13 protein-coding genes, 1 pseudogene and 1 riboswitch are annotated in these 16212 nt (G+C 72.0%); of the genes and pseudogenes, 1 reads left to right on the top strand and 13 read right to left on the bottom strand.

Translation table 11 applies throughout. From position 1 onward, the window contains the following. Positions 1-308: 308 nt before the first annotated feature. The 9 genes from I5Q34_RS09235 to I5Q34_RS09195 form a co-directional block, all read right to left on the bottom strand. Positions 309-788, bottom strand: a complete 480-nt coding sequence (locus I5Q34_RS09235; RefSeq protein WP_199891701.1) for a C40 family peptidase — start codon at positions 786-788, stop codon at positions 309-311. A gap of 5 nt (positions 789-793) precedes the next feature. Continuing rightward, a riboswitch (cyclic di-AMP (ydaO/yuaA leader) is annotated at positions 794-971 on the bottom strand. A 189-nt stretch (positions 972-1160) separates the two neighbouring features. Then, entirely contained in the window at positions 1161-2012 is an 852-nt protein-coding gene (locus I5Q34_RS09230; RefSeq protein WP_199891700.1) for an endo alpha-1,4 polygalactosaminidase, read from the bottom strand. Continuing rightward, complete coding sequence (locus I5Q34_RS09225; protein WP_199891699.1) at positions 1994-2647, bottom strand: spherulation-specific family 4 protein; 654 nt, start codon at positions 2645-2647, stop codon at positions 1994-1996. Before I5Q34_RS09225 ends, I5Q34_RS09230 begins: the two co-directional genes overlap by 19 nt. Further along, on the bottom strand, positions 2644-3522 hold the full coding sequence (locus tag I5Q34_RS09220; protein ID WP_199891698.1) for an NAD(P)-dependent oxidoreductase: 879 nt from the start codon (positions 3520-3522) through the stop codon (positions 2644-2646). Before I5Q34_RS09220 ends, I5Q34_RS09225 begins: the two co-directional genes overlap by 4 nt. Positions 3523-3531: 9 nt before the next feature. Next, on the bottom strand, positions 3532-4245 hold the full coding sequence (locus I5Q34_RS09215; RefSeq protein ID WP_199891697.1) for a sugar phosphate nucleotidyltransferase: 714 nt from the start codon (positions 4243-4245) through the stop codon (positions 3532-3534). An 81-nt stretch (positions 4246-4326) separates the two neighbouring features. Beyond that, the gene (locus tag I5Q34_RS09210) at positions 4327-5337 is read right to left on the bottom strand and encodes an SDR family NAD(P)-dependent oxidoreductase (protein WP_199891696.1); all 1011 of its coding nucleotides are present in this window, start codon (positions 5335-5337) and stop codon (positions 4327-4329) included. A 56-nt stretch (positions 5338-5393) separates the two neighbouring features. Further along, on the bottom strand, positions 5394-6821 hold the full coding sequence (locus tag I5Q34_RS09205; protein WP_199891695.1) for a hypothetical protein: 1428 nt from the start codon (positions 6819-6821) through the stop codon (positions 5394-5396). Then, complete coding sequence (pelF, locus tag I5Q34_RS09200) at positions 6818-8332, bottom strand: GT4 family glycosyltransferase PelF (protein WP_199891694.1); 1515 nt, start codon at positions 8330-8332, stop codon at positions 6818-6820. Before pelF ends, I5Q34_RS09205 begins: the two co-directional genes overlap by 4 nt. Before the next feature lie 62 nt (positions 8333-8394). Beyond that, complete coding sequence (locus I5Q34_RS09195) at positions 8395-10572, bottom strand: hypothetical protein (protein WP_199891693.1); 2178 nt, start codon at positions 10570-10572, stop codon at positions 8395-8397. A gap of 682 nt (positions 10573-11254) precedes the next feature. Here I5Q34_RS09195 and I5Q34_RS09190 point away from each other — a divergent pair. After that, positions 11255-11494: a hypothetical protein gene (locus I5Q34_RS09190; RefSeq protein WP_234428627.1), complete on the top strand. Its 240-nt coding sequence runs from the start codon at positions 11255-11257 to the stop codon at positions 11492-11494. A gap of 53 nt (positions 11495-11547) precedes the next feature. Here the strand turns inward: I5Q34_RS09190 and I5Q34_RS09185 are convergent, their stop codons facing one another. The 4 genes and pseudogenes from I5Q34_RS09185 to I5Q34_RS09170 form a co-directional block, all read right to left on the bottom strand. Continuing rightward, on the bottom strand, positions 11548-12444 hold the full coding sequence (locus I5Q34_RS09185; RefSeq protein WP_199891692.1) for a triacylglycerol lipase: 897 nt from the start codon (positions 12442-12444) through the stop codon (positions 11548-11550). Between the two features lie 67 nt (positions 12445-12511). Further along, the gene (locus I5Q34_RS09180; RefSeq protein WP_199891691.1) at positions 12512-13402 is read right to left on the bottom strand and encodes a triacylglycerol lipase; all 891 of its coding nucleotides are present in this window, start codon (positions 13400-13402) and stop codon (positions 12512-12514) included. A 60-nt stretch (positions 13403-13462) separates the two neighbouring features. After that, a pseudogene (locus I5Q34_RS09175) lies at positions 13463-14688 on the bottom strand (hypothetical protein). Between the two features lie 208 nt (positions 14689-14896). Beyond that, positions 14897-16048, bottom strand: a complete 1152-nt coding sequence (locus tag I5Q34_RS09170; protein ID WP_234428626.1) for an amidase domain-containing protein — start codon at positions 16046-16048, stop codon at positions 14897-14899. Positions 16049-16212 lie beyond the last annotated feature (164 nt).

Here is a 16212-nt window from a genome sequence, read left to right as displayed (position 1 = left end):
GAGCTTGAGGACGAGCGGCGAAGCCGCGACACGGGGTCCGGGGCGGAGCCCCGAAGCGGGGCGCAGGGGCGGAGCCCCGCAAGGGGGCCAGGGGCGCAGCCCCGGTGGGGGCGCAGGGGGCGCAGCCCCCGCACCACCGCGCGGAGCGCGGTGCCGGGCCGAGGGGCGAAGCCCCGGAAGAAACGGTGAAAGGGCGGGGCCGGGGCAAAACCCCCCAACCCCCGGCGGCACACCCCGGGGCACCCGGGCCCCACCCCGGAAACGGAAAAGCGGGGGCAGGCAAGCCCACCCCCGCACAACGCCACGCGTCAGCGCACGCGCCCGTACCAAACACTGTTCGTCCAGATCTTCTCCAGACGCACCTTCTTGCCCGTCCCCGGCGCGTGCCAGATCTTGCCGCCACCCGCGTAGATACCCACGTGGTAGACGTTGCGACCCGAGTGGAAGAAGACCAGGTCACCCACGGTCCGCGAACCACGCGAGAGGTGACGGGTCGCGTTGTACTGGTCCGCCGCGACGCGCGGCAGCTTCTTGCCGGCCCCCTTCTTGAAGGAGTACTGGGTCAGGCCCGAGCAGTCGAAGCGGTTGGGGCCGGTGGCGCCCCACTGGTACCAGGAGCCCTTCTTCGAGGCCGCGACCTTGACGGCCTTGGCGCCCGGCGACGTCGCCGCCTGCGCCTCGCCGGCCAGGCCGGGGAGCAGGACGGAGGCCGCGACGGTCGCGGCGGTGAGGGCCGATGCGGTTCCGGCCCGGGAGATGAGCGCGGGTATTCGAGGCAGCGCAGACATGCCGATAAGCCCTTCGTCATCCGCCTGCGAAAGATGACCTGTCGGGTTCGGGCTGGCGAAGTTGCCCGGCCACCATGTGGCTTCACCCCTAGAACCACCGCCTTCGTGGTTCGTCTTGCCTGGGTCTCCCGCTCCTGCCGATCCGCGAAATCAGGTCCGCACCCGGAGCGGCGGCAGGACTCGGCGTCCGCCCGGGTCGCCCGCCTCTTTGACGGGTTCTTGGTTGTTCGGTGGATGATCCTGCACCATCCGCCGTCGAAAACCTGTGCTGAAACGGTGTTCTGTGAGGTTCTTCACGCGGCACGGAGTGAACTTCCGTCCCACTACGTCCCGTTTCGACGGCCCGTGTCGGCGACTGCGCCGGCGACCGCGTCAGCAGGTCCGGCGCCAGGCGTTCAGCCCGAGTTTCTTCTGCATGGAGGAGAGCCCCAGTTCCTCCGCCTCGCCGCAGAACTCACGGGGCGCCATCTCGTACTCGACATGGAAGACGGCCTTCCCCTTCGCCACGAAGGGCCTGAGCTTGTCGCACTCGCCGTACTGCGCGCACTGTTCGTTCACGGCGAAGTCGAAGTCGCGGACCAGCTCGGGGATCTGGTCGAGGTCGTTCTTGAGGCCGACGGCCATGCCCCGCTCGTGGGCGAGGGAGGCGATCATCCGGTTGAAGGCCAACTGGTGGGCGGCGGTGAGCGGAAAGCCCGTCCTGTTGCGGAACCCTTCCGTCAGATCAGGCTCGACCGCGTCGAACCCCTTCTTCCGGCACATGTCGAATCGTTCCGCCATGATGGGCCGGAGGACGTCGAGGCGCCGGATGTCGAGCCACTTCTCCCCCTTCCACCCCTCGTTCTTCGCCCCCAGCACGGACGCGGGGAACTTGTCGTGGTCGGGCCGCCAGTCCTCGTACGCGCCGACGTTGATGTAGCAGATCACCTTCCGCTTGTCGGCGTGCAGCCGCGCCACGGTGGCCGCGTCGTTCTCGAAGCCGTCGATGTCGTAGACGGGGACGTCCACGGAGGTGTCCACAGCGCCGTCCAGCTGCCACTGCCAGCGCGTGCCGGGCTTCGGCTGCCAGCGTTTCCCGGGGCGTTCGTGCGCCGGGGGCGAACTCGCCGCATCCGACGCGTCGTCGGACGGCGACGACGTCGTCCCCGCGCAGCCCGTCGCCACCAGCAGCGCGGCCGCCGTCAGCACCCCGCCCCACAGCCGTCTCACGGTGCGCTCCGCCATGGATTCTCTCCCTTTCCCGGCACGGCGCAGTGCACCGCGGCACCGCGCCTGCCGGCCGTACGGGCCACGAGGCCGGCCCTTTCCCGGGGCACACCGTAGACCAAGTGGCAGAAGCGCGAGGGGAGATGATCGGCGGTCCAGTCCGGCACCCGCGCGGTGCGGTACGCCTCCCAGGGCCCCTCGAAGGTCACCAGCAGGTCGGCCACCTCGGCGTACCCGGGATCCGGGTGGGTGCCGGGGTTGAGCACGACCGTCCGCGCGCCCAACGCCCTTGACGCGAGGGCGAGTCGGCGGTAGCGGGGCAGCGACCGGGCCTCCGCGGCGACCCGGTCGTAGAAGACGCCCGCCACGTCGTACCACCGCCGGTGCCGGCGCAGGTCGGCGACGGCCGAGCTGAAGGAGCGGCGCCCGTAGGCGGTGTCGACGTACCCCAGCACGGGGACGCCGGCCTCGCGCAGCCGCCGCGCGGCGGCCCGGAAGGACGGGTCGGGGCGCGGCCCCGGCCCGTCCGCCGCGTTGAGCACCACGCCGCGCAGCGCGGGCGCGGAACGGACCAGCCGGTCCCACGGGCCGGGGTGGGCGCCCGGGTGGACGTACAGCGGGACGAGCAGCCGCCGCCCGGAGGGCTCGGTCACGGCGCGGCCCACAGGTCGGCGAGGGTGGTGCCGAAGGCGTACGACGGCTTCCAGCCCAGCAGCCGCGCGGCGGCGGTGACGTCGGCCTGCTGCCAGGGCAGCGCGGCCGAGCGCGGTGAGCCGGCGCCGTCCTCCGCGATCCGGCCGCGGAAGCCGGCGGCCCGCGCCAGCCCCTTTGCGACCTCGCGGGCCGTACGGGCCGTTCCGGTGCCGACGTTGAGGACGCCGGTGACCGGTTCGGGTGCGGTGACCGCGAGGACGACGGCCCGTGCCACGTCCCGCGCGTCGACGAAGTCGCGGTGCGCGGAGAGGTCGCCGGTGCGCACCGTGCCGTCGGGCCCGGCGTCCCGGATGCCCCGCGCCAGCCGGCCGGCGAGGGAGCCGTCCGGGGCGCCGGGGCCCAGGGGGTTGAACACCCGCAGGACGAGCGCGTCGATGCCGGAGCCGGTGACCGCCAGCGTCCCGGCGAGCTTGGTGGCCCCGTAGAGGCCGAGGGGCGCGGCCGCGTCGGTCTCGGCGAGGGAGCGCGGCGCGGCGGCCGGCCCGTACTCCGCGGCCGAGCCGAGGTGCACCAGCCGGGCGCCGGGGGCCGCCGCGCGCAGCGCCTCGCAGAGCACCGCGGGCCCGCGGGCGTTGACGGCGGTGAGGCGGGTGGCGCTGCCGGCGGTGGCGCCCGCGCAGTTGACGACGGCGTCCGGGGCCGCCGCGCGCAGCGCGTCGGCCAGGGCGTCCGGGTCGGCGGCGGCCAGGTCGCAGGGGACGGCGGCGCCGGGCGTCCGGCCGCCGTCGAGCACCCGCGCGCCGGGGAGGGCGCGCAGCTGCCCGGCGGCGTGCCGGCCCAGGAAGCCGGTGGCGCCCAGAAGGAGGATGCGCATGCGGACCGGTCACGCTCCCTTGATCAGCAGGTCGCGGCGGTGGGAGAACTCCGCGTTGGCCCGGTCGTAGTCGTCGGGGCGCCCTATGTCGAGCCAGTACCCCTCGAAGTCGTAGGCGTTGGGCGGGGTTCCGGCGGCGAGCAGGTCGAGGACGAGCTCGTCGAAGCCGAGCGGGAGTCCGGGGGTGTAGCGGGCGAGCGCGTCGCGGGTGACGCCGTAGACGCCCATGGAGACGCGGTAGTCCATGCTGGGCTTCTCGGCGAAGCCGGTGACGCGGCCGGCCTCGGTGGTCAGCACGCCGAAGTCGATGTTGACCTTGCGGGCGTAGGTGGCGATGGTGAGCGGGGCGCCGGAGGCCCGGTGGGCGCGCAGGACGTCGGCGAAGGGGAGGTCGGTGAGCACGTCCCCGTTCATCACCAGGAAGGTCCCGGGCAGCCGGTCGCCCATGGTGAGCAGCGGGCCCATGGTGCCCAGCGGGCTCTCCTCGGTGGTGTAGTCGACCGTGAGGCCCCACTGGGAGCCGTCGCCGACGTAGGCGCGGATGATGTGGCCGAGGTGGCCGATGGCCAGGGTGCAGCTGGTGAACCCGGCGTTCGCGAGCTGGCGCATCACGATTTCCAGGATGGCGTGCTGGTCGCCGATGGGCACGAGCGGCTTGGGCAGGGCGGTGGTGTAGGGGCGCAGCCGGATGCCCTTGCCTCCGGCCAGGATGACTGCGTGCATGGGACGTTCCTCTCTGCGGGGTTCCCGCGGGATCGTCTGCGGGTCGGATGGCGCGCGTGGACGTGGACCGGACGGGGCGGGTCAGACGTTGTAGATGCCGGTCTTGTAGCGGGCGAGGTTGGCCGGGTCGCGGAAGAACGCGACGGTGGCGGCGAGTCCGTCCTCCAGGGTGTGGGCGGGCGCCCAGCCGGTGGCGGCGCGCAGCCGGGAGGCGTCGCAGACCAGGCGCATGACCTCGGAGTTGGCGGGCCGGACGCGGTCGGTGTCGGAGCGGATCTCCAGCTCGGCGTCCATGAGCTTGCCGATGACGGTCACCAGGTCGCCGACGGAGATCTCCTGTCCGGTGCCGGAGTTGAAGGTGCGGCCGACGACGCGTTCGGCGGGCGCGGTGCCCACGGCGCGGAAGGCGGCCACGGTGTCCTTGACGTAGCTGAAGTCACGGGTGGGACGCAGGTCGCCGAGGGTGATGACGCGTTCCCCGGCGGCGACCTGTCCGATGACGGTGGGGATGACGGCACGCATGGACTGGCGGGGGCCGAAGGTGTTGAAGGGCCGCAGGGTGACGACGGGCAGGCCGAAGCTGGCGTGGTAGCTGTCGGCGAGCCGGTCCCCGCCGGCCTTCGAAGCGGCGTACGGGGACTGGGTGTTGATGGGGTGCTCCTCGCCGATGGGCACGGTCTGCGCGGTGCCGTAGGTCTCGCTGGTGGAGGTGTGGACCAGGCGCGGGATGCCCAGGTGGCGTACGGCTTCGAGGATGTTGAGGGTCCCGGTGACGTTGGTCTCCACGTAGCTGTGCGGGGCCCGGTACGAGTAGGGGATCGCGATCAGGGCGGCCAGGTGGTAGACGGCCTCGGCGCCCTTGACGAGGTCCTGGACGGAGCCGGGGTCGCGGACGTCGCCGAGGACGATCTCGACGGAGCCGAGCACGTCCGGCGGCAGGGTCTCCAGCCATCCGTAGGAGGAGAAGGAGTTGTACTGGACCATGGCGCGGACGTGGTGGCCGTCGGCGACGAGCGCCTCGGTCAGGTGCGAGCCGATGAATCCCTCGGCGCCGGTGACGGCGACGGTGGCGGGGACGGTGGTGGCGGGCATGCGGGATCTCCTTGGGGTGAGCGGCGTGCGGTGGGCGGCGTGCGGTGGGCGCCGGATCAGCGGTGTGCGGTGATCCGGCCGAGGAGCGCGGTGGAGGCGGCCACCAGGGCCGCCGTCGTCCCGGCGCAGACGGCGAGTTGGACGGTGGCCGGCGAGGGGAGCCCGGCGGCGAGCGCCGCCGCCTCCGCCGCGCCGGCCGCGAGGCACAGGAGCGCCGGCGGCCACGCCACGCCGTACGCCTGGAGCAGCAGACCGGTCCACAGCACGGCGCCGAGGGCCAGCAGGCCCGCGGTCCGCGCGGCGGTGGGTGCCGGTCCGTCCGGCCAGACGGCGCCGGCGGCCAGGGCCAGGACGGCGAGCGCGGCGAGGTAGGCGGCGAGGCAGCCGCCGAGTACGCGGGCGATGCCGGCGAGCAGCCCGCCGGTCGTGGTGGTGCGGCCGAGTGCGGCCAGGGCCCGGCTGCGGAAGCGGTAGAGGAGCCACTCGGCGGCGCCCATGCTCAGGGTGAGCGCGATGACGGCGGGTCCGGCCGGGGCGGCGGCGCTGCCGTGCCGCAGGACCTCGCCGAGCGCGGCGACGGCGGTCAGGATGCCGCAGCCCAGGCCGAACAGGCTGTAGGGCAGCGAGGCGAGCGGCGACAGCACGGGTACGGGCGTGGTCTTCTCCCGCCAGGCCAGGACGCATTGGTACGAGGCCGCCGCGAGCACGCCCGCGAGCGTGGCCAGCAGCAGTCCGGCGGCCAGGACCCGCGGGGGATCGGTGACGAGGGCGGCCGCTCCCCCGCCCGCGACCGGCAACAGCGTGTACAGCAGCAGCCGTTCGCGGCCGAGCACCAGCAGCACGGTGGCCGCCGAGAGGTAGAGCGCCTGTCCGATGGCGAACGCGAGGGCCCCCGCGGGCCCGCCGGAGGCGAGCGCCGCGGCGGTGGCCAGCAGTCCGCCCAGCGGGGCGCCCGTCCGCAGGCAGCGCCCGGCGGCGGCCCGTCCGCCGGACGCGAGGCGCAGATAGGCCCGGTGGGCGAGGCCCTGGTTCCAGGCCCAGGCGGTCAGCGCGGCGGCGACCAGGGCGGCGGTGCCCTGGGGCAGCCCGCCGGGGCCGCGGCCGCCGGACATCAGGGGCGCGCCCAGGGCGTAGCCGAGGCCGGGCAGGGTGAAGACCAGCGAACGCAGCAGCACCAGGCCGGGTTTGACCTGCCAGGGGTCGGGGGCGGGCGGTGGTTCGGGGTGGCCGCGCGGGACGCGGGCGTAGAGCTCGGCGGCGAGCTCGAAGGCGTCGCGAAGTCCGTAACGCCCCGATATCTGCTCGCTGGTGAGGCCGTCGGCCTCCAGGACGGCGGCGATCTCGTCGGGGTGGACGGCCGCGGCGCAGACATCGGCGAGGTCGCGGGCGAGGTCGTCCAGGGCCGCACCGTGGTGCGGCGCTACGGGGGACAGCTCGTGGACGGTTCCGGGGTCGGGCGGCACGAGCCGCAGCGGGCCGCTCATCCGGCACCGCCGGCGGCCAGGGCCATGGCGGGCGTCTCCCGCACGGATACGGTTCCGGCGGCGGCCTGCCGGGTGCCGGCCAGGTCGTGGTAGATCTCCCGGAAGGCGCTGATGGTCTGCCGCAGGGTGAACTGTTCGATGACCCGCAGCCGGGCCTTCTCCCCCATGTCCGCCCGGAGTTGGGGATCGGTGAGCAGTTTCAGGGCGGCGTCGGCCATGCTCCGCGGGTCGCGCGGCGGTACGACGAGCCCGGTGTCGCCGACGGCCTCCCGGACGCCGCCGACGTCGGTGGAGACGGTGGCGCGGCCGCAGGACATGGCCTCGATGAGGGTGAAGGGGAAGCCCTCGCTGATGCTGGAGAGCATCACCACGTTGCCGGCGGCGTAGGCGTCGCGGATGTCCTCGACGCGTCCCTCGAAGGTGACGGCGTCGGCCGCGCCCAGTTCGGCGGCCAGGTTCTCGCAGGCGGTCCGGTAGCCCTCGCCGCCGCGCGGGGTGCCGCCGAAGAGCCGCAGGCGTGCGTGGGGTATCTCCTCGCGGACCAGGGCGAAGGCGCGGATGAGGGTGTCGAGCCCCTTGATGGGGTCGACGCGCCCGGCCCAGCTGAGGGTGGGCACCTCGGGCTCGGGCCCGGCGGGCGGGAACGCGGCCGGGTCGACGCCGTTGTAGACGGTGCGGATGCGGTCGGACGGGGTGCCGCCGTGCTCCTCCCAGCGCCGGTTGTAGCGGTTGCCGGGGGTGACGAGGGCGGCGACCCGGTAGGTCTCCTCGGCGAGCAGCCGGAAGAGCCCGAGCATCAGGGCCTTGACGGGCCAGCGGTAGGGCTCGGTGCGGAAGCCCAGGTAGCGCTCGCGCAGGTAGATGCCGTGCTCGGTGAGCAGCAGCGGCGTGCCGTACCGATGGTGGGCGAGCAGTCCCGGGACGGCGGCCAGGCCCCCGCTCACCGCGTGGGTGATGCCCTCGGCGGGGGCGTTCGCGGCGAGCGGGCGCAGGGCGTGCTCCAGCAGGTCGGTGGCGGTCAGGGCGTCGCGCAGGGTGGGCCGGGCGGCGGCGGTGGCGAGACCGGGCCGCTTCCACAGCCGGGCCAGGGTGCGGACGGCGGCCTCGCCGCGCAGGGCGGGGATCAGGGTGCCCTCGGCGGCGTGGTCGGCGAGGCGGTAGAAGGTGCGGGCGAAGTCGTGCTCGTGGCGCGGGTCGAGCAGGGCGAGCAGGAACTGCTCGTAGCAGGTCAGGAAGGCGCGCAGGCGGCGGCCGCGGGGTGCGCGGCCGTCCGGGGCGGGACCCCACAGCGGAAGGGTGTCCACGCCCTCGACGTGAGACGGGAGTTGCCAGGCGAGGTCCTCCCGGCCGGTGCCGGTGACGGCGATGATCCGGAAGGTGATGTCGGGCATGCCCTGCACCAGTTGGTCGCACCAGACGCTCACCCCGCCGTGACTGTGGGGGTAGGTCCCCTCGGTGAGCAGCGTCACCGAGGGGGCGTCCGCCGCGGGTGCGGCAAGGGGTCCGTGCATGGAGACTCGGTTTCTTCGCGGGAGACGGTGTGATGGGTGGTACGCACGGAGCTTGCGGGCGGTCAGCGCTCGGCGGTCTTCGCGGCGCCCGGCGGGACGCGGTGGCCGGCGCCGTGGGGCACGGGCAGGGCGGGTGCGGAGGCCTGGACGCGGGCGGCCGCGCCCTTGGCGTGCGGGGCGGCGGGGGCGGCACCGGAGGGCAGGGCGAAGACGGTGCTGCCCTCCCCGGCGGCGGGCAGGGCCCAGCCGGAGCGCCGGCCGGCGTAGGCGCCGCCGAACGCCTCGGACGTGCCGTTCTTGACCTGGGTCGTGCCGGTGGGCAGCGTCAGGGGGGCGTCGGTCCCGGCGGGCGCGGTGACGGTGACGGCGGTGCCGACGCGGTACGCGGTGACCTTGCCGGCGGTGACGGCGGCGTTCCAGGCGGAGCGCTTGGCGAGTTCGGCGCCGACGTCCCGCATGCGCAGGTTGACCAGCGGCGTGTTGTCGGCGAAGAGGGCGCCGTGGTCGGCGAGGACCTTCTCCAGGACGGTGTAGCCGATGCGCTCCTCGGCGAGGTTGGACTGGTGCATGAAGTGCGGGCGCGGGTCGTTGGACAGCACGTGGCCCAGGGCGATCCGGGATTCCAGCGGCGCGATGTAGGAGTTGAAGCCGGTGTTCACATCGAGCGGGGCCTTGAGGCAGGTGGTGACCTTGGAGTTCTCGCAGATGCCGCTGCCGCCGTCGGCCTTCTTGGTGTAGAGCCAGTTGTATTCGTCGGTCTGCTCGGTGGCCTTGCCGACGTTGTAGTAGACGTTCATCGGGAAGCGGGAGACCGTCAGGGCGGGGCCGACCTTGCGCTGCTGGGGCTCGCGGGAGGTGTCGCTGGCGATCCACTTGACGCCGGTGCGGGTGAGCGACGGGCCGAGCTCGGGGTTGTCGTCCGGCTGCTGGGGCAGCGTGCGCAGTCCGGAGTGCTCACCGGTGACGAGCTCGTCCGGCTCGACCTTCAGGTTCTGCGCGGCGGCCCACCCGAGGTTCCGGCCGATCTCGTCGGTGATCTTCGCTCCGCTCACCCAGCGGGTGCGGCCGAAGAGGTCGGTGGCGCACTTCCACGGAACGCTGGAGGTGTTCTGCTCGCAGCCCAGGAAGGCGTGCGTGTAGGTGTGGTTGATCCAGCGGAAGGACTGCTGGTCGGCGACGAACTTGTCGAGCAGCGGATCGCGGGCGCCGCCGTGGGCGGCCCGGTACTCCTCGCTGCCGACGCCGTTGTAGGCGAAGTCGATCGGCAGGTTGTGGCTCTTCGACCAGTCCTTGGCGTACTGGGCGTCGGCCGCCGTCATGCGGATCGGCGGCGCCTCGGGCGACGGGTTGCCGGGGCAGTCGACGTCGCCGGGGGTGCACTTGCGCTTGCTGTCCCAGCGGTCGTCGGAGGCGAAGAGGTCGTCGACGTGGACGCCGAAGTAGTCGCGGGAGGCGCCCAGGTGGACGCCCTGGGTCAGCCACTCGACGATGCCGCGCGAGACCAGCCGGAACTGGGTCTGGTACTGGTTGGCGACGAAGGTGACGACCAGTTCGCTGCGGCCGTCGTGGGCGTACTCGCCGATCAGGGAGCCGCGTCCGGAGCCGCCCGGGACGGGCGCGTCGAGGTACGGGGTGAAGGTGGCGCCGTCGTCCTGCCGGTCGAGCGGGGCGGAGAGGTAGCCGTAACTCTCGTTGACGGTGGGGTCGTTGTCCTCGAAGGGCACGTTCTTCTTCAGGTAGCCGAACGGCCCGGTGGCGCCGGCGGCGGTCACCTCGGCGGTCTTCCCGTCGAGGACGCCGCTCCAGCCGTCCTCCTTGGCGGCCTTGAGGCCGACGGCCGGGCGCGCGTAGGTGTAGGCGTCCACCTGCCGGATGCCGAAGCGCTTCTCGTACGCGGCCAGGGCCGCCATCTCCGGCGAACCCTCGCCGAAGGGGTTGTCGTTGGGCAGCACGACGCCCTGGAACTTGGCGCGCGGCCGGCCGTCCACGGTGTCGCTGAGGAAGGCCGCGTCGATACGCCGGCGGCCGGAGTCGGCGAGGCGGACGGTGGTGTACGGCGTTCCGGCGGCGGTGAGTTCGGCGCCGATCGCCTCGGTGGCAGGCCCGCCGTCATCGACGACCAGGACTCGCAGGTCGACTCTGGGCACCGGGTCGTCGGCCCTGGCCCCTGTCGTCGGCAGCGTCAATGCGAGCAGGCCCGCGGCGGCCCAGGCCGCGAGCAGACGTGTGGTACGCACCATGGTGCTACTCCCCCCTGCTGGGACGGCAACGCGCAGCGCTGCGCCGTCCGTTCGGAATCTGTCGCGCGGGGTGGCCGGACCCCGGCGCGCACGGTGGATCAACCCCCGGCTGTGCGGTCGCACTCGGCCGGATTCCCCGCTCCGGCCGCACTCGTCCTCCGCGGGGCCCGGTCTCCGGGCGCGGGAACGTGGTGGCACCGGGAGGCACAGCCGCCTCCCGATCGCCCAGCCCATATAGTGCGGCATGGTTGAACGCCCCGTGCGTCGCACGGCCCAGGAGGACGCCGGCGTTTACGTGTCCCTGGCCGGAATCCGCCGCAGCGGACCCAACGTCCCGGCAGGGAACGAAAGTTCGACAACCGTCGGCGACGGATCGGATGACCTGGGCCGACACCCGGAGCCCCCGAATCCGGACACCAGTCTTTCGTACATTTGATCGCATCGGTGGCGGCGCGGAGATCGTCCCGAGATCGGCCTGATGCAGGCCGTCGGATTTGCCGGAGATGTTCGATGAGCGGCGAGCATCCCCCGGGGCGCCGGGGACCACCGGACCCTTGGACCATTCGGTCCGGCAGGGGGCACACGAGCAGACACGTGCACGCATTCGTGAACAGATACCGGTCTCTTCTGATCGCAGCGCTGCTGCCCCCGCCGACGACGCGGCCTCTCCCACGGGTGGGACATGTCCGAGATCTACGCGAGCGTCAACCCGGGGACGGGCGTGGGCCGGTACTGCACCGAGGCGCGGAGGACGGTCTTCGACAGCTCGGCGATACAGCTGCGCGAGGGCGGCACGTGGCGGCCGGCCGGGCCGGCGGAGGCGCCGTGGACGGACACGCGCCCCGACGGGCGGGACTTCCTGTGTCCGGGGCTGAAGTTCGTTCGGGCGGGGGCGAATGATCATTGGACGGTCCGGCAGTAGGGAGCGTGGAGGCCCGGCCGCTGTGGAGAAGCGGCCGGGCCGGTACGGGGGTGTCAGCCGAGCGCGGAGGCGCAGGTGGTGGGAGTCGCGTGCGCGGGGTCGAGCGCGTTGGCCACCTCGTGGAAGGCGATCCGGTCGACCAGACCGAGCGCGATGTGCTCCGAGACGTCCCACTTGCACAGGTCCTGGACCACCACGTTGCGGACGTTCGGGCCCTTGAGCTGCTGGGACTTCCAGGGGGTGGCGATCTCGTCGTACTTGGTCGAGATGACCGTGTACTTCACGCCGGGCACGGTGTCGGGCCGGGAGTTCAGCTTGTTCATGAACGCGGAGCCGACGATCTGGTCCTCCAGGCCGGGGAGGGTGAGGGAGAGCGCCTTGCTCACGCCCGGGACCTTGCGCGCGAGGGTGCCCAGTCCCGAGGCGGTCGCTCCGTGGTTGTCCGGGGCTATGCCGATGAGCTTGTCGACCTTGGAGGCACCGCCCATGAACTCCAGGTAGTAGCGCGGCAGCGGGCCTCCGCCCTGGGAGTGTCCGACGATGTCCACCTTCTTCGTGCCCGTGGACTTGAGGACCTTGTCCACGAAGGCGGACACCTCCCCGGCCGACTTGACCAGCGGCCCCTGGCCGTTGAGCCCCGGCATGTAGGGCAGCTTGCCGTAGTCGAGGGAGAAGACGCAGTAGCCCTTCCCGGCCAGGGAGGGAGCCGTGAGGAACCAGGTGTCCAGCTGGTTGGCCCAGGTCCCGTGGAGGAGGACGACGGGGTTGGGGTGGGCCTTGGACGGCTTGCAGGACCAGTTGTTCCAGCCGCTGGTGACGGACTTGGCGGTCCCGGGCGCCTTGGCGTCGGCCGGGGCGGCGGACGCGGACGTGGCTCCGGCCGTCACGGCCAGGGCGAGCGCCGAAGCGGCACCGGCGAGGACGCGGAGCGTTCTCTTGCGCGGGGGCATGGAGACGTACCTCACTGTTAGGTGTGTGGGGGGGGGGGAGAGTGGGGGAACTGCCGTCGGCAGGCGGTCAGCTGAGGGCCGACGCGCACGTGGTGGGCGTCGCGTGCTCCGGGTCGAGCGCGTTGGCCACCTCGTGGAAGGCGATGCGGTCGATCGTGCCGATCGCGGCGTGCTCGGAGACGTCCCACTTGCACAGGTCCTGGAGCACCACGTTGCGCGTGTTCGGCCCCGAGAAGAACTGGGACTTGTAGGGCGTGACGACCTCGTCGTACTTGGTCACGATGGCCGTGTACGCGACGCCGGGCACGGTGTCGCCGTTCGCGTTGAGCTTCTTCAGGAACTCCGAGCCCGCCAGCTGCTCCTCGGCGGCGGGGGCCAGCTTGCCTATCGCCTTGCGCGCGCCGGGGACGGCGTCGACGAGCCGGTCGAAACCCGAGGCGGTCGTGCCGTGGTGGGAAGGGGCCATCCCCACGAGCCGGCCGACCTTGTCCGCGCCGCCCAGGAACTGGAGGTAGTAGCGCGGCAGGGCGCCGCCGCCCTGGGAGTGCCCGACCAGGTCCACCTTCCCGGCACCGGTCGACTGCCGGACCTTGCCCACGAAGGCGGACAGCTGACCGGCCGACTTCTCGATCGGCCCCAGGCCGTTGAAGAGCGGCACTCCGGGCAGCTGGCCGTAGTCCATGGAGAAGACGCAGTAGCCCCGCTTGACCAGGTAGGGCGCGAGGAAGAGCCAGTTGTCCCAGGAGTTCCCCAGGGTGCCGTGGAGGAGGACGACGGGACGGGGGTGGGCCGCGGACGGCTTGCAGGACCAGTTGTTCCAGCCGCTGGTGACGGAGGTCGCGGCCTTCTCCCCGGCCGCGGGGGCGGCCGAGGCGGAGGCGGTGCCGAGCGACAGGGTCAGCGCGAGCGCCGAGACAGCGCCGGCGAGAAGGCGGAACGTTCTTCTGCGTGCGGGCATGGCAGAACCTCACAGGTGGGGGGGAAAGGACTGCGATGGGGAAAAGACTGCGGCGGAGGGTTACTTGATCAAGGTCTTCCAGTCCGGGGACTGCGCCGGATCCAGCTCGCGCAGCTTCGCGAGCACGCCGGGATCCTGGACGTCCAGCCAGTCGGCGAGCTGTTTGAACGTCACGCAGCGCACGCCGTCGCGTTTGCACACCGACTTCACGACGTCCTCGACGGCCTTCATGTAGATGCCGCCGTTCCAGTCCTCGAAGTGGTTGCCGATGAACAGCGGCGCGCGGCTCCCGTGGTAGACGCGCTCGAAGCCGTTGAGATAGCTGTCACGGGTCAGCTTGCGCCACTGCTCGTATTGCGCCGGATCGCCTTGGGTGTTGTCGCCGGACTGGTTGTAGAGGAAGTTGAAGTCCATGGACAGGACCTGCTGTAGAGGAAGTTGAAGTCCATGGACAGGACCTGCTTCTCGCTCTTGGGGTAGGGAACGAGCTGCAGCGGGAAGTTCCAGATGCCGTCGGTCCGGGACGGCCAGATCTGGAAGTCGCCCGGGGAGCTGGCGTCGTAGCGCCAGCCGAACGACTTGGCGGCCTTCAGCAGGTTCTTCTGGCCCTCCAGGCAGGGGGCGCGCCCGCCGGCGAGTTCCTTCCGGTAGTCGAAGGGCAGCGGGGGCAGGTCCTTGAAACCGGTGTTGGTCCTCCAGTTCTCGACGAAGGAGTAGGACTGCTCGATCTCGCTCTTCCACTCCGCCGGGCTCCAGTCGCCGCCGCCCTTGGCGCCGCAGAAGTGCCCGTTGAAGTGCGTGCCTATCTCATTGCCCTCCAGCCAGGCGCCCCGGAGCTGTTCCAGGGTGTCCCTGATGTGCTGGTCCGTCGCGTAGGAGATCGCCATCTCGCCGCGCTTGTGCCGCGGCGGGCGGTACTTCGACGCCTCGGACCTGGGCAGCAGATAGGTGCCGGTGAGGAAGAACGTCATCTGCGCGCCGTTCTCCCTGGCCACTTCGCGGAAGTGCGAGAACTGCTCGTCGTCGCCCTGGAGCGCGCCGTCCCAGGAGAACACCACGAACTGCGGCGGCTTCTCGCCCGGTTTCAGCTTCTCCGGCTTCGGCTGGTGCGGCTGCGGACCGGTGAAGGACGTCGAACCGTCGCCCAGCACCCGTACCTTTCCGTCCCATTTCTCCTCCGGCTTCTTCTCCGGCTTCTTCGTCCTCGACGCGGACGGAGTCGGCGCCGGGGAAGCGGATGACGAAGCGGAGGGACGGGCGGAGGGAGAGGGAGAGGCCGCGGCCATTTTCCCGACGCCGCTCTCCCCGGAGCCGCAGGCCGACAGCAGCCCGAGTGCGAGAGCCGTCCCGGCCACCGGAACCATCGCGCCGCGCACGGTCCTTTTGAACAATGTCCATTCCCCAGCGAATCGGGCTTCCTGGCAGCCGCGCGGAGCGCCGATCGTCGCCCCGCGCGACACGACGGAACCGGGCACGGTCACCCGGCGCCGGGCATCAGGTGCGGTAGGCGTACCACTTGGTGAACGGCAGCATCACCGAGAGGCTCAGCATCGACCGCCGGTAGGTGTCGAAGGAGTGGTACGTCAGATAGGGAATGCCGAGGCTGTCCCGGTAGGTCACCAGCATGGTGTGGTCCTTGGACCCGTCGCGGTCGAAGTCCGCCTGGAGAACGTCGCCGACCTCCATCTGGTAGACGTTCTTCAGCGGCTTCACCCGCTTCGAGTTCTGCGCGAACCAGGACCACTCGTTGACGCCGGTCCACGAATCCGACTGGGTGTCGGAGCCGTACCACCACTTCGTGTAGTCACCGGCCTTGCCGGGCGCGTGCTTCCAGCCGCCGGCCTTCAGCGCCTGGCTGACGAAATTCGTGCAGTCCCCGCCGTTCCCCAGCGGGTACTTCCGATAGGCCGGGTTGTAGTTCTTCCAGTACTTCTCGGCGTACGCGGCCATCGCCTTGTAGTCGTAGCCGGTCTTCGTGTCCTTCGGCACCCGCTTGGCGAACGGCCAGACGCCGGCCTCGGGGGCGTTCGGCATGTCCCCCGCGCCCGCCTTCGCCGGCGCCTCGGGCGCGGCCGGTGCGGGGGCGTTGATCTGCGGCATCTCGTCCAGGGCCTTGAGGCCCGTCAGCTCCCAGCCCCCGCCGCGGACGGCCGTGAAGGCCAGCTCGTGGTGGGCCTGGAAGCCGGTGGTCCCCGGCTCGTCCCCGCGGATCTTCCGGTAGGTCAGCTCGGTGGTCTCGGTCACCCGCATCGTGGCCCGTCCGCCGCTGACCCGGGGCCGCTCCGCCGCGACCCGGGTGTCGCCGGCGGAGTACGCCTCGCCCAGGATCTTGAGCTTCTTCTTGCGCTGCTGCAGCGAGGTCACGACGGACTTCTCGGAACGCGCCATGCCGGACGAGAGGTGCACCTTCTTCGCCGACGGCGGCGTGACGTGCTTCACCTTGCCGTCGACGATCGCCGCCGTGCGGTCGGTGAGCACGGCACCCGCGATGCGGCCGAAGGAATCGGCCGTCACCTTGTCCACGCCCACCTTGTCCACGCCCCCGGGACGCGCCGCCGCCCCCGCGGCGGACGCGGGCACCAGCGCGGCCGACACCGCTATGGAGGCGACCACCCCGGCGGCGGATCTGAGCGTCAGTGATTTCAACAGGACTCCCTTCGTCGTCCGGCCTTTTCGAGCCGGGCAGCAGGAATCCTTGCACAAAGATTCGGAACGACAACCCCGGAAAGGGAAACAATTTCGGCGGGGAATCCGGCACGGATCCCCCGGCCATCGAACTCGCCGTACAGCAAAGGGAGTTGAGCCCGGCA

Source organism: Streptomyces sp. AV19 (assembly GCF_015999245.1).
Lineage (GTDB): Bacteria > Actinomycetota > Actinomycetes > Streptomycetales > Streptomycetaceae > Streptomyces.
The sequence above is the reverse complement of the archived record's forward strand: the minus strand, read 5'-3'. Positions and strand labels throughout refer to the sequence as shown.